The 25,326-nt window shown below is 42.4% G+C and carries 20 protein-coding genes; 7 read left to right on the top strand and 13 right to left on the bottom strand.

What is annotated here, in order from left to right:
- Positions 1–30 precede the first annotated feature (30 nt).
- Positions 31–1,545: a glycerol kinase GlpK gene (glpK, locus tag V7K41_RS03360; protein WP_334845959.1), complete on the bottom strand. Its 1,515-nt coding sequence runs from the start codon at positions 1,543–1,545 to the stop codon at positions 31–33.
- Positions 1,546–2,277: 732 nt separating this feature from the next.
- Here glpK and V7K41_RS03355 point away from each other — a divergent pair.
- On the top strand, positions 2,278–2,967 hold the full coding sequence (locus V7K41_RS03355) for a CPBP family intramembrane glutamic endopeptidase (protein ID WP_334845723.1): 690 nt from the start codon (positions 2,278–2,280) through the stop codon (positions 2,965–2,967).
- Between the two features lie 30 nt (positions 2,968–2,997).
- Here V7K41_RS03355 and V7K41_RS03350 read toward each other — a convergent pair whose 3' ends face one another.
- Positions 2,998–4,158, bottom strand: a complete 1,161-nt coding sequence (locus tag V7K41_RS03350) for a PAS domain-containing protein (protein WP_334845722.1) — start codon at positions 4,156–4,158, stop codon at positions 2,998–3,000.
- Between the two features lie 2,135 nt (positions 4,159–6,293).
- On the opposite strand from V7K41_RS03350, the gene mutS reads away from it, so the two are divergent.
- Positions 6,294–8,909: a DNA mismatch repair protein MutS gene (gene mutS / locus V7K41_RS03345; protein ID WP_334845721.1), complete on the top strand. Its 2,616-nt coding sequence runs from the start codon at positions 6,294–6,296 to the stop codon at positions 8,907–8,909.
- Positions 8,910–8,981: 72 nt separating this feature from the next.
- On the opposite strand, the gene V7K41_RS03340 is transcribed toward mutS, so the two are convergent.
- The 10 genes from V7K41_RS03340 to V7K41_RS03295 all read right to left on the bottom strand — a co-directional run bounded on the left by V7K41_RS03340 (position 8,982) and on the right by V7K41_RS03295 (position 19,199).
- Positions 8,982–9,551: a peptidylprolyl isomerase gene (locus tag V7K41_RS03340; protein ID WP_334845720.1), complete on the bottom strand. Its 570-nt coding sequence runs from the start codon at positions 9,549–9,551 to the stop codon at positions 8,982–8,984.
- A gap of 119 nt (positions 9,552–9,670) precedes the next feature.
- Positions 9,671–11,653, bottom strand: coding sequence for a primary-amine oxidase (locus V7K41_RS03335; protein WP_334845719.1), 1,983 nt, complete (start codon positions 11,651–11,653; stop codon positions 9,671–9,673).
- Between the two features lie 146 nt (positions 11,654–11,799).
- Positions 11,800–12,324 (bottom strand): tetratricopeptide repeat protein, encoded by a 525-nt coding sequence (locus V7K41_RS03330; protein ID WP_334845957.1) that lies wholly within the window; start codon positions 12,322–12,324, stop codon positions 11,800–11,802.
- An 83-nt stretch (positions 12,325–12,407) separates the two neighbouring features.
- A complete protein-coding gene (locus tag V7K41_RS03325; protein WP_334845718.1) occupies positions 12,408–13,223 on the bottom strand; it encodes a transporter substrate-binding domain-containing protein in 816 nt (271 codons plus the stop codon).
- A gap of 12 nt (positions 13,224–13,235) precedes the next feature.
- Positions 13,236–13,592 (bottom strand): 50S ribosomal protein L20, encoded by a 357-nt coding sequence (gene rplT, locus V7K41_RS03320; RefSeq protein ID WP_289795542.1) that lies wholly within the window; start codon positions 13,590–13,592, stop codon positions 13,236–13,238.
- Positions 13,593–13,611: 19 nt separating this feature from the next.
- Positions 13,612–13,809, bottom strand: a complete 198-nt coding sequence (rpmI, locus tag V7K41_RS03315; protein WP_334845717.1) for a 50S ribosomal protein L35 — start codon at positions 13,807–13,809, stop codon at positions 13,612–13,614.
- Positions 13,810–14,112: 303 nt separating this feature from the next.
- Positions 14,113–14,838: a hypothetical protein gene (locus V7K41_RS03310; protein ID WP_334845716.1), complete on the bottom strand. Its 726-nt coding sequence runs from the start codon at positions 14,836–14,838 to the stop codon at positions 14,113–14,115.
- Positions 14,839–15,244: 406 nt separating this feature from the next.
- Complete coding sequence (locus V7K41_RS03305; protein WP_334845715.1) at positions 15,245–17,728, bottom strand: ATP-dependent helicase; 2,484 nt, start codon at positions 17,726–17,728, stop codon at positions 15,245–15,247.
- 73 nt (positions 17,729–17,801) lie between these two features.
- The gene (locus V7K41_RS03300; protein WP_334845714.1) at positions 17,802–18,002 is read right to left on the bottom strand and encodes a hypothetical protein; all 201 of its coding nucleotides are present in this window, start codon (positions 18,000–18,002) and stop codon (positions 17,802–17,804) included.
- 108 nt (positions 18,003–18,110) lie between these two features.
- On the bottom strand, positions 18,111–19,199 hold the full coding sequence (locus V7K41_RS03295; RefSeq protein WP_334845713.1) for a RuBisCO accumulation factor 1: 1,089 nt from the start codon (positions 19,197–19,199) through the stop codon (positions 18,111–18,113).
- Between the two features lie 476 nt (positions 19,200–19,675).
- On the opposite strand from V7K41_RS03295, the gene V7K41_RS03290 reads away from it, so the two are divergent.
- From V7K41_RS03290 to V7K41_RS03280, 3 genes are all read left to right on the top strand, one after another.
- Positions 19,676–20,632: a response regulator gene (locus V7K41_RS03290; RefSeq protein WP_334845712.1), complete on the top strand. Its 957-nt coding sequence runs from the start codon at positions 19,676–19,678 to the stop codon at positions 20,630–20,632.
- A gap of 139 nt (positions 20,633–20,771) precedes the next feature.
- Positions 20,772–21,476 (top strand): bifunctional demethylmenaquinone methyltransferase/2-methoxy-6-polyprenyl-1,4-benzoquinol methylase UbiE, encoded by a 705-nt coding sequence (gene ubiE / locus V7K41_RS03285; protein ID WP_334845711.1) that lies wholly within the window; start codon positions 20,772–20,774, stop codon positions 21,474–21,476.
- Between the two features lie 197 nt (positions 21,477–21,673).
- The gene (locus V7K41_RS03280; RefSeq protein WP_334845710.1) at positions 21,674–22,909 is read left to right on the top strand and encodes a DUF445 domain-containing protein; all 1,236 of its coding nucleotides are present in this window, start codon (positions 21,674–21,676) and stop codon (positions 22,907–22,909) included.
- Positions 22,910–23,025: 116 nt separating this feature from the next.
- On the opposite strand, the gene V7K41_RS03275 is transcribed toward V7K41_RS03280, so the two are convergent.
- Positions 23,026–23,601 (bottom strand): Uma2 family endonuclease, encoded by a 576-nt coding sequence (locus tag V7K41_RS03275; RefSeq protein ID WP_334845709.1) that lies wholly within the window; start codon positions 23,599–23,601, stop codon positions 23,026–23,028.
- A gap of 214 nt (positions 23,602–23,815) precedes the next feature.
- Here V7K41_RS03275 and V7K41_RS03270 point away from each other — a divergent pair, with 214 nt between their 5' ends.
- Positions 23,816–24,064, top strand: coding sequence for a hypothetical protein (locus tag V7K41_RS03270; RefSeq protein ID WP_334845708.1), 249 nt, complete (start codon positions 23,816–23,818; stop codon positions 24,062–24,064).
- Positions 24,065–24,163: 99 nt separating this feature from the next.
- Positions 24,164–25,326 (top strand): integrin alpha (locus V7K41_RS03265; RefSeq protein ID WP_334845707.1); only part of this gene is annotated, 1,163 nt, incomplete at its 3' end.

The following is a 25,326-nucleotide window of genomic DNA, read 5'->3' as shown; positions in this document are numbered from 1 at the left end:
GAATTTTCCTTTAACTCGTTTTTGGATCGACTACTCCTCCCAAGCCAAAGTACGTTTCACTGCCTTTTGCCAAGTACCAAAGTTGGACAAGGGGAAATCACTCTTCGGCTCAAACACACGCTCAATTTGCCGTTGTTCCACCAGTGCTTCATAGCTCTCCCAAAATCCTACAGCTAAACCTGCCGCAAATGCTGCACCCTGAACGGTCGTATCGCGCATTACCTTTCGTTCAACTGGAATACCTAACACATCAGCTTGAAACTGCATCAAAAAATTATTCTCGCAAGCACCACCATCTACAGTTAATCGCCCAACTGGAGTACTGGTAGATGCATTTATCGCCTGCACCACCTCCAGAACTTGATAAGCGATCGCTTCCAAGACAGCGCGAACTAGATGCTCTGGTTGTACACTGGCGGTAATGCCGAAAAAAGCTCCCCTGGCGCTCATATCCCAGTAGGGGGCGCCCAGTCCACTAAATGCAGGCACAAAATAGACTCCGCCATTATCTTTTACCTGATTGGCCATCGCTTCAGTTTCAGCAGCAGTTTTTATCAGCTTCAGGCGATCGCGCAACCATTGGATACAAGCCCCACTAGTAAACATACTGCCTTCTAAGGCATAGCCGACATCTAAAGTATCCCCGGAATTTGCTTGTGTCCATGCAACAGTGGAAATAAGTTGATGGTGCGACCGCACAATTTGATCGCCTGTATGAGCAACTAAAAAGCTACCAGTACCGTAAGTACATTTTATCAAGCCGGGGCGATCGCAGCCATGACCAAATAGAGCAGCTTGCTGATCCCCCAAGATGGCAGTAATGGGAATTTCAGCGCCCAACAAAGTAGCATCAGTGACTCCAAATACTCCTAAACTCGGCTGAATCTGGGGCAAAATATCAGCCGGAATCTGAAATAGATCCAGTAAATTCTCATCCCACTCACAGGTTTTGAGATTCATCAACATTGTACGGCTAGCATTGCTGTGGTCAGTAGCATGAACTTTTCCACCTGTGAGGTTCCACAGCACCCAGGTATCAATAGTACCTGCTAAGACATTATTCAGGTCAACATCTGTAAAATTGTCTAATAGCCATCTGAGTTTAGTAGCAGAAAAATAGGCATCAATGATTAATCCGGTGCGATCGTAAATTTCTTCAGCGTAGCCTTGCTCTTGTAATTGATGGCAAAGAGGAGCAGTGCGGCGATCTTGCCAGACGATCGCTCTATGGAGTGGTTTACCTGTAGTTTTGTCCCAAATCAAACAGGTTTCGCGCTGTACAGTTAGTCCCAAAGCTGCGATCGCTGATGGTGCAATCTGGGCATTCTCAATTGCAGTTTTCATCACCCAACAAGTATCCTGCCAGATTTGTTGAGGGTCATGTTCTAACCATCCTGACTGAGGATAATACTGAGTTAATTCTTTATATGCCTGTCCAACAATCTTGCCGTCTGCGTTAAATACAAAGGCGCGGTTGCCTGTCGTACCTAAATCCAGTGCTAAGATGTAGCCCAATGATAGAATTTTTGTGCCAAATGTGTGCATAGCTGCTTTGAATGCTGCGTAGGCGTAGCCCGCCATAGGTATTGCGATTTTAGCAATACGCCCTCAATCACATATACATTATTTTGTGTACATTTTGAATTCCTTGTTTGTATCAGACTAGGATTTGACGAAAAGCTATACTTAGCACGATGGGTATTAATGTCCGCTTCAAATCCCATATCCTTCACAGCATTGCAACAGGCTGTGCATTTTAATTATGTGTAAGTAAATCGGCACAGTAAATTATTATAAAAATGCTGCGTTCGAGGAAATATTACACACAAATTCATCCAAATTCTAGTATTAAATTCATGTGACATTTATGTGACAACGGACAAAGTGTCACTTTATTCAAGTCTGATTATGACACTCAAGTTTTATAGTTTGAATATAAAAAGTAATAGTAAACCTCATCAATTTTGAAACTTGGAGTATTGTGGGCAAAATGTCTGATACTTCTAGATGGGATCGAGATGCTTCCACTACGTTTAATATCATGTTAAGTTAAACCCTTGTAATATCTGTAGGTTGGGTTGAGGAACAAAACCCAACATTTTATCCTTGTTAATGTTGGGTTTGACTACCATATACCTACGGAGAAGCAAGCTACAACACAACCTACATTGATAGATTTTATTACAAGTAATCACCCTAACTTGACATCAAAACTATGGATTTCAAAATAGATGTAGTTTAAAAGTTAAAACCATCGAAATACAACAAAACGTTCCCATGTTAAAATCTAACCAAAATCAAAATGCACTACTAGCTCTGTTGTTACTTGTGCCAGTTCCGAGCATTGGTATTACAACTCAGCTGTATATACTCCCTGGCTTCCAAGGACATTTAGTAGCTTTATTATTTAAAATCTGGTTATTGGTACTACCCATTATCTGGTTGTTATTTATCGATAAAGAGGATTTAAAAGTTGAATATCCTAAAAGACGCGATTTATTAGCTGGAGTTGGATTAGGGCTATTAATGCTAGGCATCATCTTGATTGTTTATTGGCTGCTGGGCGCAAAATGGATAGATGTTGAATATGTTCGCGATCGAGCAACGCAAGTTGGATTGAACAGTTTTGCGATCTACTTAGTAGGTTCAGGATATTGGATATTTATTAACTCTTTGCTTGAGGAATTTGTCTGGCGTTGGTTTGTCTATCGTAAATGTGAAATTTTGGTATCAAATCCTTTAGCTGTAGTACTATCTGCACTGTTTTTTACGATTCATCACGTTGTTGGTTTGGCAGCTTACTTCGACTGGCGTGCAACAACATTATGCTCATTGGGAGTGTTTATAGCAGGGGCAGTTTGGTCATGGTGCTACTTGAATTATTGCTCAATCTGGCCTGGATACATCAGCCATGCTTTTGCAGATATAGCAATTTTCCTGATTGGCTGGCAACTTATCTTTGCTTAACAAAAATGTCATCAATCTATAGCGAACTAATTAATCAACATCTCTCAAGATAATGTGTTTTTTTAAGTCGAAACCGATCGTACCTTCTTCTTGTAATTTACCCATCAATCTTGTAATTGTTACCCTAGTGGTACAGCAGGCGCTAGCAATATCTTCGTGAGTAAAGCGAACACTTAGGCGAGTTCCCTCTGGTACAGTTTCACCCACTTCTCGTTTCAAAAGTTGTAATAGATGGTGCAAGCGATCTTGTACTCGCCGTCTTCCACAAATGACTAAAAAAGATTCTGTTTGCTGTAACCGCTGATTAATTTTTGGTAAAAGTGTATGGCTAAGTGTTGGAGAAGCTGCTACCTCTACCGTGTAAATTGATACTAACTCAACATCAGCGAGGGCTGTTGCTTGGTAAATGTTTAAAGATGTCAAACTAGAACCAAAAACCATTCCTGCTGTTGCCAATCCTATCAGCACTTCTTCACCCGTTTCACAGTAGGTACTGAGTTTGACAAAACCCTGAGAAACATACCAAATTACTAATGGGTTGAGGGCAATAGTTTCTCCTTTAGTATATTTATGTAGGGGGCGATCGTTGAAGATGTCACTGTCGTCCTTAACTACTAAGTGCTGACGCCCAGTAATATTACGCAGTATCCAGCGCAGAGAGATTGCCTTACCTTGGTGATTGCGGACAACTGCCACTGTCAAAGCTGCATCAAAGGACTCGCCATAACGTTGCTGCAAACGTACCAATAACTCTCTAACTCTGTCTGATTGCGATAGCTGTATCAATTCGTAACGAACTTGCTGACGTTCTTCTAGAAGGACAAAGTTAACTATTGGTTTGCCCACTAAAAAATGCTTTGAAACATTCAACAACTTAGCTGCGGTGAGGTTAGCTTCTTGGATGATTCCTTCTGTATTAGTCACTAAATAGCCGTCTGGCGCCAACTCGAATAAATCTTGGTAGTGGTGGCGTTCTGCTTCTAGCCAATTCCGTGTTTTTACTAGTTCCTCATTTTGCTGATAAAGTTCCTCTGCCGCTAACTGTACTATCTTTGAGGTGTTATAGAGTTCTTTAAAAGCTTCCGGCAACAGATCGGGGGAAATCCAAGGTAGTATACTAGCAGTTTGGTATAAATCTGCTAAACGCTTGTGCAATATTTCTGTGCGTTGGATAAATTTTTCTATGTTCACCTTAAATAACCGCTACTTGCTTGCAGAAGTTGAGCAAAAAATCTACTAGGTAAATCTTTGAAAAAATTGCAGCATTCCTAATTTTATTGAGTGATAAATTTAACTGGTTGTAAACTGCAATTTTTATGCAATTGAACTTATAAAATTACATTTATTTTAGGTTTTTGATAATTTATATCTTAACACTCGCTACAGATGGGCCAGCTTTTAAATGACACGTGTCGCATTCAACCTAGATGCTCAAAGTAAATTTAATCTAGCAAATTACAAAGTGTTCGTTATAACTTTTGCTTCTCAGATATTTTTTTACAATAGATTCTACGGTGTTTTGCTAAGTATTACTTCTACCTTTGGTGGGAAAATTCTGTAAACTCAGCTAAATACGAGTGCCAAATCTGCCATTTAGCGATTGTGCTAATTTTTGACTAAACTGATAAGCCAGTCAAAATGATGACTAGCAAAGAGCAGATACCACAGTTGGAAAACTCTACATCTCAGCCTTAATTTCTAACTATTACTGTTGAACCTGCTTTGTCATTCCTCCAATGAATGATTTAGTGCTAATGATAATTGTTTCCATTATTACTAAGAATAACTGATAATAGTTTCCCCAACTTCCATCACAAGAATCAAGCAACTACTACTAAAGACATAAAATCTAAGTTAAGTTTATTTGTGATTCTGAATACGTTGCCTATTAATAAAAATCATAACAAAATTCCTAACTTCTTTAAGAGGATGTTTTAAAAGTATTATTGCTAACACCAATAGCTTATACTAATTCTGTATAATAATGCGCCAAATTATATAAGGAACGAACCGCAAAGGCGCAAAGGACACAAAGGAAGAAAGAAAATTTGGTGCAGCCTTACAAAGAAATGGTATTAGAAATCGGGAGCATCCCAATGCAAGCCAAAAGACACAGGACTGGTACAAACCTCTTTCCTTTGCCCGATATACTTACTGCCCGAATGCGTCCTAGCCTGCGGTCAGCCGCTCCACGTCTATGCGGTTCGTTATTTCATTCTCAGCTTAAGTCCAAATACCGTATAAAAATAAACTTGCACATTTGGGATACTCCCGGCACGGGTAAGAGTAAAACGACTGAGAACAAGCAATAGTCGAACTACTATATCTAGAATCGCAAAGATAAATATTAATAAGTTAAAAATATTTGTATAGAAAATCACATATTAACTTAATAATTATCCGCCTCTCTCTTTAGTTAGAGGATAAATGAAGTAGTAAGCTGGTGTAATTTAACAATGCGTAACAGCTAATCAACGCGCAAGTTATAAGGAGTGACGGGTGAGGTGTCAATACGATAAAATCTCGTCACTCCTTTTTACTTAGTTCAGTTTATTAGCTTAACGAATGCCAATTTTTTATATCGATTTGTTGTTTGAGAATAAGTGCAATCAGCAAATGCGATCGCTAAATTAGCAAATGCGAACGCCAAATCTATAAATGCGATCGCCAAATCAACAAATGCGATCGCCAAAATAACATTATCAAGAGGAAACTAAAACATCTAATTCCCTCCCCTTTATAAGCTACGGTGTACACAAAAGTCGAATTAAGTAGGTGGGTGGGAAAATTTATCGTTGAGATAAGGCAGAAGGCAGAGGGCAGGAGGCAGGAGGGAAGAGAGTTTTAGCCTAGTTAATCTTTCTTCACATAGTTTGGTTTTATTGTGCCGACTTACTTACCCCCCTTAATCCCCCCTTAGAAAGGGGGGAAACAGAAAAAATGTTGTTCCCTCCCCTTTCTAAGGGCAGGGCTGTTTCATTCCCCAAAGAGCTTTAAAAATCAAGGGTTATAGCAATTAAAAATTGGTTATTTTGTTACCAGCGTGCCGAGAAAATGAACTATTTTACTGATATCTCAGTGATTAAATATTCATTTCATCGCCACCCTTACTTACAATTTTCTCGCTAACCATCTTGACAAATCCTGTTTGAAATGGAATGAAACAGCCTGCTTTCTAAGGAGAGGGTTAGGGAGGAGTGTTTTTGGACTTCATTAACTTGCAATCTGCTGCAAAGGTAAAATATCCTTGAGCGATCGCCATTCAACTTTCACATCACGTTATCATCGGATCTTGGGGAATTTCCGTGCATAACTCGATAGCATCTATGACTGCCTCTCACTCCGAAACTCCATCTACCAAGCCCGATGCAAGTACTTTTATTTCTGACCATCAACAGGTGGATCGCAGTAAGCTAAGTCAAATGTACTTGCATTATGTCGAGACGAAGGATAAATATCCTCACGCGGTATTGCTGTATCGGGTAGGAGATTTCTTTGAATGCTATTTCCAAGATGCTGTAAAACTAGCGCAAGAATTAGAATTAGTTCTCACTAGTAAGCAAGCTGGGGAACAGGGACGGGTGGCGATGTCTGGTGTTCCGCATCACGCTTGGGAACGCTACGCGACGATGCTAGTAGAAAAAGGCTACGCAGTGGTAATTTGCGATCAAGTGGAAGATGCTTCTGAAGCTACTGGGAGATTGGTGCGACGAGAAGTAACGCGCATTCTTACACCCGGCACTTTGCTGGAAGAAGGAATGCTCAAATCCAGTCGCAATAATTACCTTGCAGCAGTAGTAATTGCTGCAAATCATTGGGGTTTAGCCTATGCAGATATCTCTACAGGGGAATTTCTCACCACTCAAGGTAGCGATTTAGAACATTTGACACAAGAATTAATGCGCTTGCAACCTTCAGAGGTGTTAGTTCCGACAAATGCGCCCGATTTGGGCAGTTTGCTGCGTCCAGGAGAAACTTCACCACATCTACCGGAGTGTTTGCCACCATCATTTTGTTATAGTTTGCGATCGCAACTTCCCTTTTCTCAAGGAGAAGCTAGACCGAGATTATTGCAGAAATTTAAGGTGCGATCGCTCGAAGGACTCGGTTGCGATTGTCTTCCCCTCGCCGTTCGTGCGGCTGGCGGTCTTCTGGAATACCTGGAAGATACTCAAAAAGAAAACCCTGTCACCCTCCAGAGACTCCGCAGCTACACTGTCACCGACTACCTAATTGTTGACAATCAAACCCGCCGTAACTTGGAAATTACCCAAACCGTTCGAGATGGTACTTTTCACGGTTCCCTACTTTGGGCGTTAGATAAAACTAGTACAGCGATGGGTGGGCGTGCTCTGCGGCGGTGGTTATTGCAACCCCTACTTGATATTAAAGGCATTCGGGCACGTCTTGATACCATCCAAGAATTAATGGAAAATACGCCCCTGCGTCAAGATTTGCGGCAGTTGTTAAGGCAAATTTACGATCTAGAACGCCTCACAGGAAGGGCGGGTTCTGGTACAGCTAATGCTAGAGATTTAGTAGCTTTGGCAGATTCCCTCTCACGTTTACCGGAATTATCCAACTTAGTAGTTGAGACGCGTTCTCCTTTTTTGAAAGCTTTGCAGAAAGTCCCCAGTGTGTTGGAAGAATTGGCACAAAAGTTACACGCACATCTTGTAGAGTCACCACCCATCCAAATCAAGGAAGGCGGATTAATTCGCCCTAGTGTAAATCCCCTATTGGATGAAAGGAAGGCGACTGTAGAAGCAGACCAGCAATGGATTGCCAACTTGGAAGTTGATGAGAGAGCTAAGACAGGAATTTCGACATTGAAGGTAGGATTTAACAAAACCTTTGGTTATTACATCAGTATTTCCCGCACCAAAGCCGACCAAGTACCCGCTAATTACATCCGCAAGCAAACTCTGACCAATGAGGAACGTTACATCACCCCTGATTTAAAGGAACGAGAAGCTAGAATTCTCACAGCGCGAGATGATTTAAATCAGTTGGAATATGAGATTTTTACAGCATTGCGAGAAGAGGTAGCACAAGAGGCGGAAGTAATTCGCAATTTATCTCGTGCAGTAGCGGCGGCGGATGTGTTGTGTGGTTTGGCTGAGTTGGCGGTGCATCAAGGTTACTGTCGTCCCGAAATGTTGCCAGGAAGGGAGATAAACATTGTTGATGGTCGTCATCCGGTGGTGGAACAGTCTTTACCTGCGGGATTCTTTGTACCGAATTCAACGCAATTGGGTCAAGAGTCATTAGTCATTAGTCATTTGTCATTAGCAGAAGATCAAGGACAAAGGACAAATGACAGTCCCGATTTGATTATTCTTACCGGGCCAAACGCCAGTGGTAAAAGTTGTTATTTGCGTCAGGTGGGATTAATTCAGTTAATGGCGCAGATTGGTAGTTTTGTACCAGCGAGATTTGCCAGATTGGGAATATGCGATCGCATTTTCACCCGTGTTGGTGCAGTAGATGATTTAGCAACTGGTCAATCTACTTTCATGGTGGAGATGAATGAAACGGCAAATATTCTCAACCATGCCACATCTAGGTCGTTGGTACTATTAGATGAAATTGGTCGCGGGACAGCGACATTTGATGGTCTTTCCATAGCTTGGGCGGTAGCAGAATATATAGCAGTGGATATTCGGTCGCGGACAATTTTTGCTACGCATTACCATGAATTAAATGAACTGGCTAGCATTATACCGAGTGTGGCTAATTATCAAGTGACAGTGAAAGAATTACCCGACCAAATTATCTTTTTGCACCAAGTCCAACCAGGAGGTGCTGATAAGTCTTATGGAATTGAAGCGGGAAGATTAGCAGGTTTACCAGCCGTAGTTATTCAACGCGCAAAACAAGTCATGGGGCAAATTGAAAAACACAGTAAGATTGCGATGGGATTGCAAAATCTCGATGGATAAGCAAGTTTGTAGTAAGAATTTTAGTCCTTATTTTTTCAACACTAAAGTGCTTACTACAAACCGAGGTGTTAATTACTGCCGAAAAATTTCTACTTTTTCTAACACTACTTCTTGATTCGGACGATCTCTAGTTGTAGACACATTAGCAATCTTGCTGACTATATCTAAACCTTCGACAACTTCACCAAAAACACTGTGATTGTTGTCAAGGTGAGGTGTTGGTGCTTCTGTAATGAACCATTGCGAACCATTGGTACCGCGTCCGGCATTAGCCATCGACAGGATACCTGCACGAGTGTGTCTCAATTCAGGATGAAACTCATCCTCAAATTGATATCCTGGGCCACCAGTACCCCATCGGTTGGCTGTATCTAGGTAACGACTCAGAGGATCGCCACACTGAATCATAAAATCAGGGATGACCCGGTGAAAGCGAACCCCATCGTAAGCTGGAGTTCCCTTACCAGATTGACCAGTTTTAGGGTCTTTCCAGTCGATTGTTCCGGTTGCTAGACCGACAAAATTTTTGACAGTGTTGGGGGTTCGTTCTTCTTCCAAACGAACTACAATTTCACCCAAGGAAGTAATTAAACGAGCGTGCAGTGTTCCATCACCGGGAATATTAATTTCTGGAAAATTCATGAGGTATCCTATTTTGAAAATTGCCAGTATTTGACCTATATAAGTTTATCAGCATTCAAGTTACCGCCTTTAGACATGACAAAAAACCTGAAGGAAGGAAACTTAAGCCAACAAATATTTTACTCTGGCAAATTTATCGCTGGATTACGGCTAAAGAATCCTCTAGGGACTAGCTTAAAGCCAATTCGGTGAACAGGCATCACAGGCCAATCTTCCGATCGCGGAATATGAGTTACGCCCATTGTGTACCACAATACGATATCTTCACCCAGCAAAGACTCATTGTCTGAGATATATTTTGGTAAACCCTGTCCGGGTTTCGTCTGGTTCGGATAATCGCCTCCAGCATAAAGTTCAGTAGGTTTATATTTTGTTACCCAAAGGTGATGAGTTGCAAATTCTGCCCGTTGACGGATTTTTGAGCCTTCCACAGGGAAAAATATGGAATTTCCTTCAGGCATCAGCATATATCCAGGTGCAGCCCCTAAAACATTCTTTTTGTCTGCACTAACAATCATCCATTCTCGACTGCTTTTCATGTCCAAATCGCGCATAGCAGCCGTTTCTTTGGCTAGCGGAGTTTCTGCAACTGCGATCGCATTTCCTAAAGGATTTTTCTCATCCATCGGCAAAGCTTTCACATTCATTTCCATCACAGAATTTGCCTGACCATCAACATCAAAATCTAGGCGATAATTGAAAAAATGCTGGTGATTTACTCCAAAGATATTCTTAGCAATTAGCCGACCATAAGAATCATCATCAGATTGCTTTTGGGCAGCCGTTCCTTGCGCCAGTACGATACCCGTTAATTCATTTTGGACTTCCAAAGTCCCATCCTGGTGAAAGATCCAATTGATGCTGTAATCATAGTTGTCAATGGCTACCGTCATCTTCATCACTAATTCTCGACTGCGACGGACATCATTACGCTGAGTATTATACTCATAGTGTTTCCACAGCATTCCATTATCGCGTTCGTAGATGCCGATAACCCCTGGTATTTGATAAGGTTCTCCCCGCTCATTAGCAAATACAGCATTTAGTAACAAGCCATTTTCGGGAATTTCTTTACCTAATTCCATCGTATTTGCTAGTAGACCTAAGTTGTATTCCCCAACATCAAAGGCATTTCTGAATGACCAAGTAGGTTCAGGATTCCCATAAGGTACTACCATTTCTGAGAGACTAGCGCGGTATAAAACTGGTCGAATCTTTTCCCCGTCATTGTGCGTCACTTGGTAGAGCATTAATCCATTACGAGGATGCATTGAATAACGAAACTTCCAACCTTGCCAGTTAATTTCATTGTCTTTAATCTGGAAACTTCTACCATTAGGTTGCAGGATTTTCAATGCTTTAAGTGGTGACAGTAATTTGCCCAATGACTTGACATCATAATTCCAGTTTTCTTTGGAGAAAGGTACGTTTCCTTTATCAACAAAACTAGCAATTTTACCCGTATTCAAATTGACTGTTGCTAAGACTCCTTCAATCGGACTACCGTAATAGTTCCAGCTTTTGCCTTTGTAGTAAGATAAGCCGCGACAAAGACGATTACCTGTTGCTTCTTCCTGTTGACTAAGAATTTCTGGTGCCCACCAACTAATTTTGACTTGCTCAAAATCAGTAATTCCCCGCCTTTGCATTGCTTTTTGCCATTGAGGATCGGCTTTAACCACCTGAGTTGCTAGTTCATATTCTGAATTGACAATCGCAGGTTGAACAGACGTTATTTCTTTCCAAGAACTTAAGGTTTTGCTTCTCAGGTCAACAATTCCTTCAAAGGTTTTGTTTTGCGATCGCTCATAGATTACCAAAAAAACTTTTCGCCCAAAGACTTTACCAGGTGTAAAATTTCTAACTTCTTCTTTATCTGCTTCTTGTAAAGCAATAAGTGGAAAAGCTGCCATTTCGCTCAAAGTTTTTTCTCTTTTGATAATCGAAACAGCTGTGCTAATTTCTACCTCGGTTAGCGAAATGAGAGGATGTGAAATCGAAGGCTGTTGAGCCGTCAATCTTCCTATTAATCCAAGTGAGAAAGAAATGACAACAATGATGGCAATAGCTAGCCATAAAAAATGCTTTAGCCGCTTAATCATCTTTTACATTTTTACAAAAGACTTATAGTTATCTATTTCCAACCCTAAGATTGAAAACCGATAAATTAAGAGGCTAAAGCTAAATTAATTTATTAATAGTTGGGGAGTGGGGACTGGGAAATCTTTCCCAATCCCCTATCGCCGATTTATGCCGAAACCAAACGGCGTAAAGATTCAGCACGACGTTTAGCAATAGAGTTATTTGGAGCAAATTTGAGTGCTTCTTCGTAACTTTGTAACGCCTGAGTAGTTAATTTTTTCTTCTCGTAGGCATGACCGAGATTATTCAATCCTGTTACGTAGTCTGGTTTAGACTTAAGAGCTTCTTTGTACTGACGAATTGCTAAGTCATATTGCTCTTGGGTAAAATAAATATAGCCCAGCCCGTTGTAAATAGGGGCGATATCTTCTTCTTCCTCTTCTTGGGCAGCTTTGAGAGCTTTTTGAAATAGCGCGATCGCTTGAGAATACATTTTTTTTTCTGAATAAATACTGGCTAACTCATAATATTCTTGAGTCGTACCCTTTTCTTTCTCTAACTTCTTTCGCAACTTTGCAAAAGAGCCTTCAACCTTGCGAGTTTTGAAAATCTGGCGAAAAACACCTACGGCTGCAAGTGTGAGTAGAACCACCAAAATTGAGAGATAAACAACGGCTAGACTGTTATCCATTGCTGCAAATACAAATATTATAAAGTTTGTCATTTGTCATTTGTCATTTGTCCTTGGTTATTCGTTAATGACTAATGACCAATTTACGGTAAACCCCAATATTGAGAGCGTTGCTGGAGCCAACCTTTTTCTAAATAACGAGCGATCGCTTGATTCACATTTCGTCTTAACTCATCGTACTGCAATCCCTTGGGCATTACTACAGCCAAAGGTTCAGTTGATAACTTAATTGGCAGTAGCCGATATTGAGGATATTGTTGTACCCAGCCGCTTAGAACACTAGCATCTGCGGCAAAGGCTACGGCGGCATTATTTTCTATTCTCTCTCGCGCTTCTTGATAGGAATTCACTCCTACTAACTCGGCGTTTGGCAGATAGTACCGCACTTTAGCTACGGTACTGGAGTTATTGAGTACGGCAATTTTTTGTTTTGACAGATCGCTCAATTGCTGCACAGATGCATCTTTTGTAACTAATACAGTGCCATCTAAATAGTAGGGAACGCTGAAACTAACTATGCGGGCGCGTGACTCGGTTGCTGTGACTCTAGCGATCGCAAAATCAACTTTCTTGTCTAAGACTACAGACAGGCGATCGCGATTCGCTACAGGTTGAAATTTTACAGCTTCGGCTTTACCAACCAAGTCAACTGCCAAACGCTTGGCCAAGTCAATTTCTAAACCTTGCAAATTCCCGTTGTCATCTTTAAATCCTAAAGGACGCAGGTTATCTTTCACGGCAACATTTAAATAGCCCCGCTGCTGAATTTCTGACATTTCGGTAGCAGATGCAGTTAATCCCGTCCCCACTAGAGAAAAGCAAAAAATCCAAAATATAGTGGCGGATAATACCAGATGTAACCGAGTAATTACTTGCCATTTGTTACATCTGTTATACATCCCTTACCACCTTTATCCTTTAGCTTGAAGTGCCAATTCAGCAACTTTGCCGAAACTAGCTGGATCGAGGACTGCCAATTGCGCCAACATCTTGCGATTTAGTTGGATATCAGCTTTTTTCAAGTTACCGATCAACTGGCTGTAACTCAAGCCGTGTTGCCTGGAAGCAGCGTTGATGCGAGTAATCCAGAGGCGACGAAAATCACGCTTTTTCTTTTTGCGATCGCGGTAGGCACTCCGTAGCGCCTTCATCACTTGTTGGTTGGCAGTTCTAAACAGAGTTGAATGGGAACCGCGAAAACCTTTAGCTAGTTTGAGAATTTTATTGCGGCGTTTGCGAGCTACATTACCGCGTTTTACCCGAGTCATAACTTATTTCCTAAAATACTTACAAATATGGGAGCATCAAGCGCACATTAAGTTCATCGCGTTCGTGTACAAGACCACTCTTGCGCATACCACGTTTTTTGTCAGAAGATTTGTGTTCTAAAAGGTGGCTTTTGAACGCTTTACGACGGACGATTTTACCGCTACCGGTGGCACGGAATCGTTTTGCCGCTGCTTTACGAGTCTTTAGTTTAGGCATGGTCTAGCTTTGATTCGACACGATCCATTATTATATACTATTAAAATTGCTATAACTGCAATTAAATAAAGGATTTAAGCAACCGCGATCACTGTAGATTAAATTAATTTCACCTGATGAAGTACAAAGTCACTAGTTTTGAGGCAGGAGGCAGGAGGCAGCTATGCTGGAGGGAGAAGAATAATTTAATTTTTGAGTCCTCGGTTTTGTACCTCACGCTTGTTGCAAACTGCTGTATATCCGTGCTTTGATGGTCAAAGCACGGAATGAGGAGATGGGAAAAAGCCAAAGCCATTGATTTATTTAACTTTTTTCAGTAGTGTTGACTTTGGGATCTAAAATTATTTGCGAAGTGGATTTATTCACATGGTAAGTCCAAGATTGCTCTTTAACCTTGACAATCACTTCCCAACCTTCCACGGGGTCATACTGCTGGGTGCAGACTTCGCCAAAGTTGAATTGACAGAGATTACCAAAGGTTTTTGGTGTAGTTTTAGTAATTTTTAAATCAGCAATTTCTACCCCAGAACGGCTTGAGGCATCGCTCAAAATTGCATCTGCGATCGCCTTGGGCAATGTTTGTAAAGTAATCACTTTGGGATCTAAAAGGATTTGCTTTCTAGATTTATCTACATGGTAAGTCCACGAATCTTGGCGGACTTTGACAACTACTTCCCAGCCTTCAATGGGGTTGTATTCCCTGGTACAAACTTCTCCAAATTTAAACTCACAAGGATTACCAAAGGTTTTCGATGTGACTTGGGTAATCTCTAATTCCCGTTTACGTAGACCGGAACGGAAGGATGCATCTCCTAAAATTTTATTAGCGATCGCTTTCGGTAACTCGTTTATTTGTGATTTGGATAATTGAGTGCCGTCTGGGTAAGGTATAGCCCCAGCAGAATTGTTTTCAATAAGTCCGAATCCATAGGATAGCAAGCTTGTCAACACCAGCGTCAAGAAAATTCCTCTGGGTGACTGGAAGGTGCTTTTAATTACGGCAGATGCTTGGATGATTGATTTTTTCATATAATTGATTGTTAAAAATTGAACGGATAAGTAGGTGGGCATGAATATTTGTCGTTGGGATAAGGCAAGAGGGTTTTAGCCGCGTTCATTTTTTTAACATAGTTTGATTTTATTCTGCCGACCTACTTAATATCGCAATTGCAATCATAATTTGTTTGACGTTGCACTCTCAATTCAGTTTCTTTATCAGGAGTAGGGAAGTAGTAATGCTGAGTGCTGTTAAGTAAGTTGGCACAATAAAACCAAACTGTGTGAAGAAAAATAAATAAAGCTTAAACCCTTTTTCTCCCTGCTCCCTGCCCCCTGCCCCCTGCCCCCTGCCCCCTGCCTTATCCCAACGATAATTATTTATGCCGACCTACTTAGCTATCTGCTAACGGAACTGTTTTGCCCAATGCCCCATCCCTTATACTTGTTTGCTTATTGCCGCTAAATTCACAACACATTCAGGAAATTGGCGTTTTAATGCTGGAAAAACCGGACAAGGCGCTTGTTCTTGTAAATTGTCCGGTTTACTCCAAGTAAAGGGGGCTTTCTGCGCCGCAGACATCCATAACAGAAGCTTTGCTCGTGTCATAGCAACATAGAGTAAACGATACTCTTCAGATATTTTCAAATTTTTTGCCACCTCCCATGCCTGACTAACATCCGGTATGATAGATTCTTCGTGGAGAGTAGCGCGAATTTGGGCGCGGGCTACTTCTGATAAGGTAAAATCGCCTAAAAATTGGCTTTGGGGAGGAACCCAAAATCTGCCAGGAATCAAGTTTTCGTGGAGAAAAGGGAGAAATACATAATCCCAATCTAGCCCTTTAGCTTTGTGCATAGTGATAATCGTCAGTTGACCGCGACGGGTGTAACGTTCTTCCGAATCTTCGGTTTCCACTGGTTCAAACCGTTCGGAACTAACGATTTCACTTAAAGCTGACAGCATTCCCGCCATCGAACTATTGCCAGCTATCTGCTGGTTTACCCGTTCTGCGAGTTTGTCAGCAGTTGCCAATTCTGCCTGGTCGTAATTTAAGGTTAAGGCGAGAAAGGAAATTAGCTGGTATAAAGGCAGTTCTAGACGAGCGCGGAGTAAGCTGCGACACAAGCGGGCAGCTTTTTGTATTGTTTCTGGCTGGAGTTCTGCTAGGGGGCCAGGATACAAAAACTCTTCTGGCAGACTAGCAAGGGCGTTGAGGTCTTGGGTAGGAATTAATTGGCGCTGTACTAATGCTTCTAGGGCAGCTTTGAGGTAATCGGGGGAGTGGGGGCGATCGCAAAATTGCAATAATGCCAAAATTTCTTGGGGGACATGGGAACGGCGATCGCGTTCTCCGACATCGTAAAGTATAATTTTATGCTCTTTACACATAAGTGTCAGAGCCTCTGCTAACCATCGTCCTTGGCGATTTTCTCGGACTAAAATCGCTGCACTATTTTTTGTTGGGTCTTCACCAAATAACTCAATTACTCTTTGAGATAACAATTCAACAGTGTGATGAATGTCACGCGGTGTATAAAGTTCTAATCCTTGTCCTACGGGTGCGGGGTTGGCATTAGCTTGCGGATCGCCAACTTCCACAGGACGAATTGTCTGCAAACAAAATGGTACTTGTCGGTTGTCAGGAATCTGTTGTTTGTTGTTGGTTTTGGTTGTTGCTAACCACTGATTATTGATCCATTTGAGGGCAAAGTTAGCAGCTTCAATAATAATTCTAGTACTGCGACCAGCTCGATCCATCGTTGCCAATCGTTCGATGCGATCGCACTCTTCGCAAAATTGCCGGAAATAAATCGGATCGGCTGGAGTAAAGGTAGAGTTAATTGCCTGGTTAGGGTCGCCAACTCGGACTAAATTGAGTGCTGAGTGCTGAGTGCTGTTAGCGGTAGCGGGGCGTTTAGCCCGTGCTGAGTTGGGAGTTAGGAGTGGAGAGTTAGTAGTTAGGAGTGAAGAATTCTGTTGCTGATATTCTCGATTACTCGCCAAAATTTCTAATAGCTGCGTCTGAAGAGGGCTAGAATCTTGGGCTTCGTCTTCAAAGACGGCAAAGATTTGGTTTTGCTCGATGTGACGGGCACTGTCGTTTTCTAAAACGCGCAGCGCAGCTAAAATCATATCGTCGTAGTCAATGAAATCACGCGATCGCATCAAGTTTTGATATTGCTCGTACAATCCCGCCGCTACACTCAAAATTGCATATTCGTCTGTGGTTTGTTTACTCCACTCCCGCAATTTTTCTGGCGATATCCCAGAACTTTTTGCTTCATGAATTACCGTATTAGCCAATTCCGGTAATACTTCTGTTCGCAGCACCGATTGACGACGCAACCTTTCTGTCTCTTCTCCGTCAAATTGATGACCTTCCAATAACCGCAAATATACATCTGGATTATTTATAATCCATTGTTCTACAGCCGTTCTGATAAAGCGGTGACTTTGAGTTGGTGTAATTAATATGACATTTTCTAATTGCAAACCCGACAAATCAGAATGGCGGTTGGCGATGTTCAACGCTAGACCATGTAGTGTATAGACAAAAAAGCCCGTCTGAGGTAAAGATAAATCATCTCGTAAGAATTTGCGAATCTTCGCTTTAATATTGGCAGCAGCAGAGCGAGTAAAAGTAACGACTACCAGCTGACGGCGGGAGGATGAACGCTCATATTGACGTGCAATTGCGATCGCCGCCGCCGCCGCCATCCCAGTAGATTTGCCTGCACCAGGAACGGCTGAAATAGCCAAAGGGCCAGATTGCCAATCAGCCATTTGTTGCTGTCCAGGGCGTAGACTGTTGCGGATTGCGAGAATCTTCTTCTGCAAAGAAGGAATTAGCGATCGCTCAGACAATTCTGAGTCAAGTAATTCTTGAGCAACAGGAGTAGTAAATTTAGAATCGGACATATCAAATTATATATTTTAAATAGATATTAAACTTAATTCCCAAACCGCAGATATGAACAATCTTCAGTGATTCTTAATCCCAAATTACCAACAAAATACTCCACCGTTCTTGTTTTAACTGTTCTAGTAAACTATCTGCATCAAATGCGTGTATATATATAGCAATCCGATTTGATTCCTGAATTACTCGTAGAGACTGGGGACTGGGGACTGGGGACTGGGGACTGGGGACTGGGAAGAAGGAATAAAGGTGTACTGAGTTTTTTTCACGCAATCAAATATGAGTCCTAGTTGAGATTTGTGCTCCAGTTAGTTTAATCTTCAACACTCCCAAACCAGAAGGTGTGGGAGTGTTACGCAGTTAGCTCGTCTAAAATTGAATTTATTCGTCAATCTGCCATGAATCCTTAGTTAATTCTTCATCCAGAATTTTCTTAGGACGCACGATGATAATAATTTGTCCTAGTAGAGGAATTTCTGGCTCAGTTTCAAACCACTGAAAATCTAATTCACCACCATTTTCAACGACAAAGTAGCTAGAAGCATCCCATTCTCGCTGGGCACGATCTATTACTACTAAGACTGGCCCCGTTTGGCTTTGGGTTTGGATGGGGAAGCGATCGCTATTTGCTAAGATCACGACTGGATCTTCTGCCGCCAATAGCACTTGCCAGCCTGGTAAGGGCACCCAAGCTTGCTCTCCAGAAAACTTGATCATCCGAAATGGTTCCATTTCTGTCAGTATGGGCACAGCTTGCAAGTCTTGCCGCGATAATGGCAACTCGCCTACCACAGGTAAAATACGCGGTAACTGTTCCTCAAATTCCAGACGGTGAAAGGGTAAAATTGGTGCTGGACGCTGGGGAACGGTAGTAAAATCAGTCAGCAGCTGTTCGATTTTTTGCCTTGCACCTGGTGTGTGAGCAAAACGCAAACCTTTGGCGATTAGGCGCGATCGCTGTTGTAAATCTGCATTTTGGCGTGCCAGTTTCCAAACTTGATGAGCAACAGCATCCCCAGGATGAGCAGAAAACCCTTCTGGGAAAGTGCGGAAATAGGAGAATTCTTTAATTGCTTTTGCCACTTCCTTCACCTCATCGGCATCAAGTTTGTGGACAAAGATCAGTTCGGCGGCGGCGGCGCGTTCTTCTTGAGTAAGTAAACGTAGCTCGTATAAAACATCGCTGCCACGTGTGGCATAGTGCGATCGCGTTTCTTGCGATACTCCAAACTTTTCCAAAGAATTGTAAACTTGAGAACCAACAACCACCTGGTTTTGTTGAATCGGCTCAAATCCAGTCGCCTCAAAAATTTCTTGGGGGTTATAACCAGTTTTTAGCAACGAGGCGATCGCGGCTCCCCATTCCACCCAGTTGCCTTGTTTTTGCCTCAGCTTTCGGAGTAACTCTTGTGCTACATCATTGTTAGCATTGTCTTCGGGATTCTGAGTGTTGGGTGGTAGATCGGTCATAATCGGAGTGCGAGCTTCAACTTGAGAGGCTAGTTAACACCTCATGAGCAAGTATTATTCTAATCTATACTCAGACCTACACCTCATCCACGATCAAAACTGCCATAGTTTCGCTAATTTAGTTGGTTTTTATCAAGGAAGGCAGGAGGCAGATAGCGCAGCGTTAGCGAGTCCGCGACGCCTTGGGAGCAGGGGTTTAAGACCTCACCGTTTATACGGCGCAAAAAAAAGGGAGGGGTCTGAATCCTCTTCCAATTGTTCCAACTGAGCCTCCTGCCTCCTGCCTCCTGCCTCCTTCAAAGCGCAACATTTTTTAATTCAGATATTTGGGCAGACAAATTTCCTCTGTAGCACTCACTATTAGCGTTTTAAAATATGCAAAATCACTCCGTATAAACCCTTGGCGATTTTCGGCTATTCTCAACTAAGCTTGGTATGGAATATAACAAGAGAGTGAATATTTAAAGGAAAATCTTATGGATAAACCCAATCTCGAAATTGATAAAGTCCAATCTCAAGTTATGACTCTCGAACGACCAAAAAAGCTGAAAATCCTGGTAGTTGACGATGAGCCAGATAATCTCGATTTACTTTATCGCACATTTCGACGCGACTTTAATGTTCTGAAAGCTGATAGTGGGGTGAACGCTCTACAAGTTTTGGCAGCAGAAGGTGAGGTAGCGGTAATTATCTCCGATCAACGGATGCCAGAAATGAAAGGGACTGAGTTTCTCAGCAAGACTGTACCTCAGTTTCCCGATACAGTGAGAATAATTCTCACTGGATTTACTGATATAGAAGACTTGGTAGAAGCAATTAATGCCGGACAAGTTTACAAATATATTACCAAGCCTTGGGACCCAGGGGAACTGAAAGCTGTGGTGCAAAGAGCAGCAGAAACCTACGATTTGCTCAAGCAACGTACAGAAGAATTACGCCGTGCTCATGCTCAAATGGCGCTGCTGAGTGTTTTGGTACAGGTAACTCAAGCCGCTTCTAGCTTAGAAGAAACTCTTGCTCCCATTGCTAGGGCTGTGAGTGAAACTTTTGGGGCAGACGGCTGTATTTTACAACTTACAGATGGAAATATTCTGGTTGCAACTCAAGGAACTTATAGCGATACAGGTAAAATAGAAAATTGGCTATCTCAAGACCCATTAACCAGGGAAGCGATCGCCACAGGACAAATGCAAGTTTCCTTAAATGTACTTAAAGACACTAAATTACTTGATACAAGCCACTACCAAAATACGGGTGTGCAAGCACATTTAGTGATCCCAATTAGCTACCGCCATCAACTTTTGGGTGTATTGTCGCTACAGTGGAAACAACCTTGCACTTTACGAGAAGATGAATTGGTGCTAATTAATTTATCAGCACAACTGGTGGCGATCGCTCTTACTAGTAGTAGTCGCCATCAAACCACTGTGTAGTTGTCATTTGTCCTTTGTCATTTGTCCTTTATCCTTGGCAAATGACAAATGACTAATGACCCTTCGGGTTCGCCAGTTGCTCATGGGGGAAACCCCCAAGACCGCACTGGCTCACCAATGACTAATGACTTATTGACCAATGACTAACGAAATTCAGTCCATTTTTAACCGTATTGCTCCAGTTTATGACCAGTTGAACGATTGGTTGAGTCTGGGACAGCATCGAATCTGGAAGGAAATGGCAGTAAAATGGAGTGCAGCTAAACCAGGAGATACTGCATTAGATTTGTGTTGTGGTAGCGGTGATTTAGCTTTACGTTTGGCACGGCGTATCGGAGCAACAGGACAGGTGTACGGTGTAGATTTTTCCCCAAACCTGCTAGAAAACGCTAAAGAACGCTCACATTGGCAGTACCCCCAACCTGCTATCAGCTGGGTAGAAGCTGATGTCCTCAATTTACCCTTTGACGACAACCAATTTGATGCCGCAACAATGGGCTATGGTTTAAGAAATGTTAAAGATATTCCCCGCAGTCTGCAAGAGTTATACCGGGTTTTGAAACCGGGAGCTAAAGCCGCAATTTTAGACTTTCATCGACCGAGTAATCCTCAACTACGTGCCTTTCAACAGTTGTATCTGGACGGTTTTGTGGTACCAGTTGCCAATTATTTAGGCTTAAAAGAAGAATATGCTTACATCAGTCCTAGCTTAGATCGCTTTCCCATCGGTAAAGAGCAAATAGAGTTAGCTCATCAAGTTGGTTTTGCAGTTGCCACACACTACCCCATTGCGAACGGTATGATGGGAGTGCTAGTGCTTAGTAAGTTAGGAGTTATTAGTTAAAAGTTATGAATTATGAGTAGTGATAAATTCTCATTTAAAATTTATCATTCCTAACTCCTAACTCTTGTACAGACGCGATTAATCGCGTTTCTTAACTCCTAACTCTCGTACAGACGTGATTAATCGCGTCTCTACTCCTAACTCTTGTACAGACGCGATTAATCGCGTCTCTACTCCTAACTTTTTTAATTCTTCCCTTGGACTGGTCTCATCTTTGGCTTTATGTGTCTCCCCCGGTGCTGGGTGGAATTATTGGCTATTTCACAAATGATATAGCCATCAAAATGTTGTTCCGTCCTTACCGAGCAATTTATATCGCTGGACGAAGAGTACCCTTCACCCCTGGATTGATCCCCCGCAATCAAGAACGTCTGGCTAAGAACATTTCTAATACAATCATGGGGTCACTATTGACACCACAAGAATTGCAAAATCTGGCGCGGCGTTTGTTGCAAACAGAACGCGTACAATCAGCAATTCTCTGGTTGTTGCGGTTGGCAATTGAACAAATAAAAACAGATAAAAACGAGAAAAGTGCCAAAATTGTAGCGGGAATTTTGCGGGATTTACTAGGAGAATCCTTGCCACGATTGCTTAAGGTTTTAGCGCGGCGTGAAGATTTTTTGGAAGTGCAGATCAATCAAATTTTTGATCAGATATTGCTGGAATTTCAACTGAGTGAAGAACAAGCTACGCGGCTTGCTGATTGGTTGTTGCAAGTCGTTTTACCGCCGGATATTCTCCGCCAAACGATAGTTGATTTTTTGACCGATCGCACAATTCAAATTATCGATGAAGGCTTCCGCGAAAAAACCAGTGGGACTTATTGGGTAGTAGCAAATTTGTTTGGCTTACGTAATACTCTTACACGGCTACGAACTTTTTGTTTGGATGAAAAAGAGGCTGCTAATACTCGCTTGCAGGAATTGACTCAAGATTTGCAGATGCGCGATCGCATTCGGAAATTACTGCAAAATTTATCATTACAAAACTTGCCAATGGGGACGGTGCGTCAACTCCGAAAGACCACCCGCGAAAGTGTCCGCCATTACTTGCAAAACAGTGGCAGCGATTTTTTACAAGGATTAACTGATTCTGTTGATTGGCAAAATATTGCTGTAGTGCTGCTGAATCGTCTTAGTACTTCACCCGTTGTCAGTACTTCTTTAGAAGTCATGAGTCAAGAGTTGGCTCTAATTTTAGAAAAGTATTTGGAAAAAGATTTAGAAGCAATTGTGGCACAGGCTATTCCAATTTTGTCGATAGATGAAGTGATAGTTGACCGTGTAAAATCAACTTCACCAGCTGATTTAGAAGCTGCCATTGAGGGAATTGTAAAGAATGAATTACAGGCGATTGTGACTTTAGGCGGTGTTTTAGGTTTTGTTGTGGGGTTATTCCAGACAGTGTTTTTAATATTAAGTCAATATTAATTTTTTGTTTTTATTTGTAAAATTTGATCAAATTATAGTTGCAATTTCCTGAAACTATGAAATGAGAGGAATTGAGCGATCGCGTTTTGAGAAGAGATGTGAGTAAAAAGCGATCGCTAACTCAAAATCTGTGCTAAATCCAGCACAAACCCAGGTAATACATCCTCTCCTGATAAGTTAGTAGGCGATTGCAAAACCTCAACATCCTGCCTTGGGCGGTAAATTTCTACCTGTTGGTTTTGCGGATCAATCAGCCATCCTAAACGCACACCGTTGTCAATATACTCCTGCATTTTTTGTTGCACAGTCTTTAAGCTGTCTGAAGCAGAGCGTAATTCTACCGCAAAATCTGGAGCGATCGGTAGAAATTTGTCGGGGTCTGAATTCAGGGCTTCTAAGCGCTCTCGGCTCACCCAAGATGCATCGGGAGAACGGTTTGCACCATTGGGGAATTTAAAACCCGTTGAAGAATCAAAAGCCAAACCTGTGCCATCAACGTCAGCCCAATTACCTAAGCGCTGTGTAAGTCTACTATTTCGATTTCCGCTTTCCCATCCAGTTGGTGGCATGATAATTAATTCTCCCTCTGCCGTGCGCTCAAGTCGCAAATCTCGATTATTTTGACACAGTTGGAAGAACTGCTCATCTGTTAGTTCAATGGCGGGGCTGAGGTTCAGAATCAGGGCAGTCATAATAGCCTTTCAAGCTTGCTAACTGTAGCGTAGCATTGGGTTGACATACCAGGTTAACCATCTAATAATTGCCATGCTTATTAGAAAGCTATTTCCAATTATGTAGAAATTTGTTTCACTGTTATTAGACAGATAACAGCAAATGAGAGTTGATGTTTTTTCTCTCAGCTTCTGCTAGCAGAGTGGACTGTATCAAGTTGTTCTACAACGTCCGGTGGTGGAGATAGACGAAGGGTTGAGGCAGCTAAATCTGGATCAGTTCCCACCAGAGGAAGCTTTGAAACTACTAGTCAAAAAAGCGATCGCCTATGAAGCTGCAAACTTCAAGTTGAGAACACCAAATTACGAGTTCAAAACATCAAACTTCGAGTTCGGAACATTAAACTTCGAGAAGAGAACAGCAAACTTCGAGTTCGGATTTGTACCATTGTGGCAACCCCCGTTCATTAGCTGTTACACATAAAAATTGTATATTTCATCGTCTAGACCGTTCACACTCAACAGTCATTGTGACTTTTTCAATTGTTTCAATTTTTAGTTGTAGAAATAAAAGGACGCACTCATGGTAAATTCAGTTTTCAACTTATCTAACCTTAACGGCACAAATGGCTTTGCCATCAACGGCATCAATCCAGATGACCGTTCAGGCAACTCTGTTAGCAGTGCCGGAGACATCAACGGCGACGGTCTAGACGACCTGATTATCGGGGCAGACGGTGCCGACCCCAACGGCGACTCCTCAGGGCAAAGCTACGTGGTGTTTGGCAGCAAGGAAAGTTTTGGTGCCCAATTCTACCTCTCCACCCTCAACGGCACGTCGGGCTTTGCCATCAACGGCATCAATCCAGATGATTTATCAAGCAACTCTGTTAGCAGTGCCGGAGACATCAACGGCGACGGTTTAGACGACCTGATTATCGGGGCAGGTAGTGCCTCCCCCAACGGCATCACCTCAGGGCAAAGCTACGTGGTGTTTGGCAGCAAGAAAAGTTTTGCTACCCAATTCGACCTCTCCACTGTCAACGGCACTAATGGTTTCACCATCAATGGCATCAATATATATGACTCCTTAGGCAACTCTGTTAGCAGTGCGGGAGACATCAACGGCGACGGCATTGACGACCTGATTATCGGGGCACCCTTTGCCGACCCCAACGACATCAGATCAGGGCAAAGCTACGTGGTGTTTGGCAGCAAGAAAAGTTTTGGTGCCCAATTCGACCTCTCCACCCTCAACGGCACGTCGGGCTTTGCCATCAACGGCATCAATCCAGATGACTCCTTAGGCATCTCTGTTAGCAGTGCCGGAGACATCAACGGCGATGGTATTGACGACCTGATTATCGGGGCAGATAGTGCCAACCCCAATGGCGACGGTGACCCCTCAGGGCAGAGCTACGTGGTGTTTGGCAGCAAAAAAAGTTTTGGTGACCAATTTAACCTCTCCAGCCTCAACGGTACAAATGGCTTTGCCATCAACGGCATCAATCCAGATGACCGTTCAGGCTACTCTGTTGGCAGTGCCGGAGACATCAACGGTGACGGTCTTGACGACCTGATTATCGGGGCAGAATATGCCGACCCCAACGGCGACTCCTCAGGGCAAAGCTACGTGGTGTTTGGCAGCAAGAAAAGTTTTGGTGACCAATTTAACCTCTCCAGCCTCAACGGTACAAATGGCTTTGCCATCAACGGCATCAATCCAGATGACCGTTCAGGCTACTC

The organism is Nostoc sp., from assembly GCF_036917415.1.
Taxonomy (GTDB): domain Bacteria; phylum Cyanobacteriota; class Cyanobacteriia; order Cyanobacteriales; family Nostocaceae; genus Nostoc.
The sequence above is the reverse complement of the archived record's forward strand: the minus strand, read 5'-3'. Positions and strand labels throughout refer to the sequence as shown.

What these genes read in the sequence shown, in the direction of transcription:
- V7K41_RS03325 (WP_334845718.1), bottom strand. Translation starts at nt 13,223, where the DNA reads ATGTATAACAGATGTAACAAATGGCAAGTAATTACTCGGTTACATCTG.
- rplT (WP_289795542.1), bottom strand. Translation starts at nt 13,592, where the DNA reads ATGACTCGGGTAAAACGCGGTAATGTAGCTCGCAAACGCCGCAATAAA.
- mutS (WP_334845721.1), top strand. Translation starts at nt 6,294, where the DNA reads ATGACTGCCTCTCACTCCGAAACTCCATCTACCAAGCCCGATGCAAGT.
- V7K41_RS03305 (WP_334845715.1), bottom strand. Translation starts at nt 17,728, where the DNA reads ATGTCCGATTCTAAATTTACTACTCCTGTTGCTCAAGAATTACTTGAC.
- V7K41_RS03355 (WP_334845723.1), top strand. Translation starts at nt 2,278, where the DNA reads ATGTTAAAATCTAACCAAAATCAAAATGCACTACTAGCTCTGTTGTTA.
- rpmI (WP_334845717.1), bottom strand. Translation starts at nt 13,809, where the DNA reads ATGCCTAAACTAAAGACTCGTAAAGCAGCGGCAAAACGATTCCGTGCC.
- V7K41_RS03310 (WP_334845716.1), bottom strand. Translation starts at nt 14,838, where the DNA reads ATGAAAAAATCAATCATCCAAGCATCTGCCGTAATTAAAAGCACCTTC.
- glpK (WP_334845959.1), bottom strand. Translation starts at nt 1,545, where the DNA reads ATGCACACATTTGGCACAAAAATTCTATCATTGGGCTACATCTTAGCA.
- V7K41_RS03330 (WP_334845957.1), bottom strand. Translation starts at nt 12,324, where the DNA reads ATGGATAACAGTCTAGCCGTTGTTTATCTCTCAATTTTGGTGGTTCTA.
- V7K41_RS03340 (WP_334845720.1), bottom strand. Translation starts at nt 9,551, where the DNA reads ATGAATTTTCCAGAAATTAATATTCCCGGTGATGGAACACTGCACGCT.
- ubiE (WP_334845711.1), top strand. Translation starts at nt 20,772, where the DNA reads ATGACTAACGAAATTCAGTCCATTTTTAACCGTATTGCTCCAGTTTAT.
- V7K41_RS03275 (WP_334845709.1), bottom strand. Translation starts at nt 23,601, where the DNA reads ATGACTGCCCTGATTCTGAACCTCAGCCCCGCCATTGAACTAACAGAT.
- V7K41_RS03290 (WP_334845712.1), top strand. Translation starts at nt 19,676, where the DNA reads ATGGATAAACCCAATCTCGAAATTGATAAAGTCCAATCTCAAGTTATG.
- V7K41_RS03335 (WP_334845719.1), bottom strand. Translation starts at nt 11,653, where the DNA reads ATGATTAAGCGGCTAAAGCATTTTTTATGGCTAGCTATTGCCATCATT.
- V7K41_RS03295 (WP_334845713.1), bottom strand. Translation starts at nt 19,199, where the DNA reads ATGACCGATCTACCACCCAACACTCAGAATCCCGAAGACAATGCTAAC.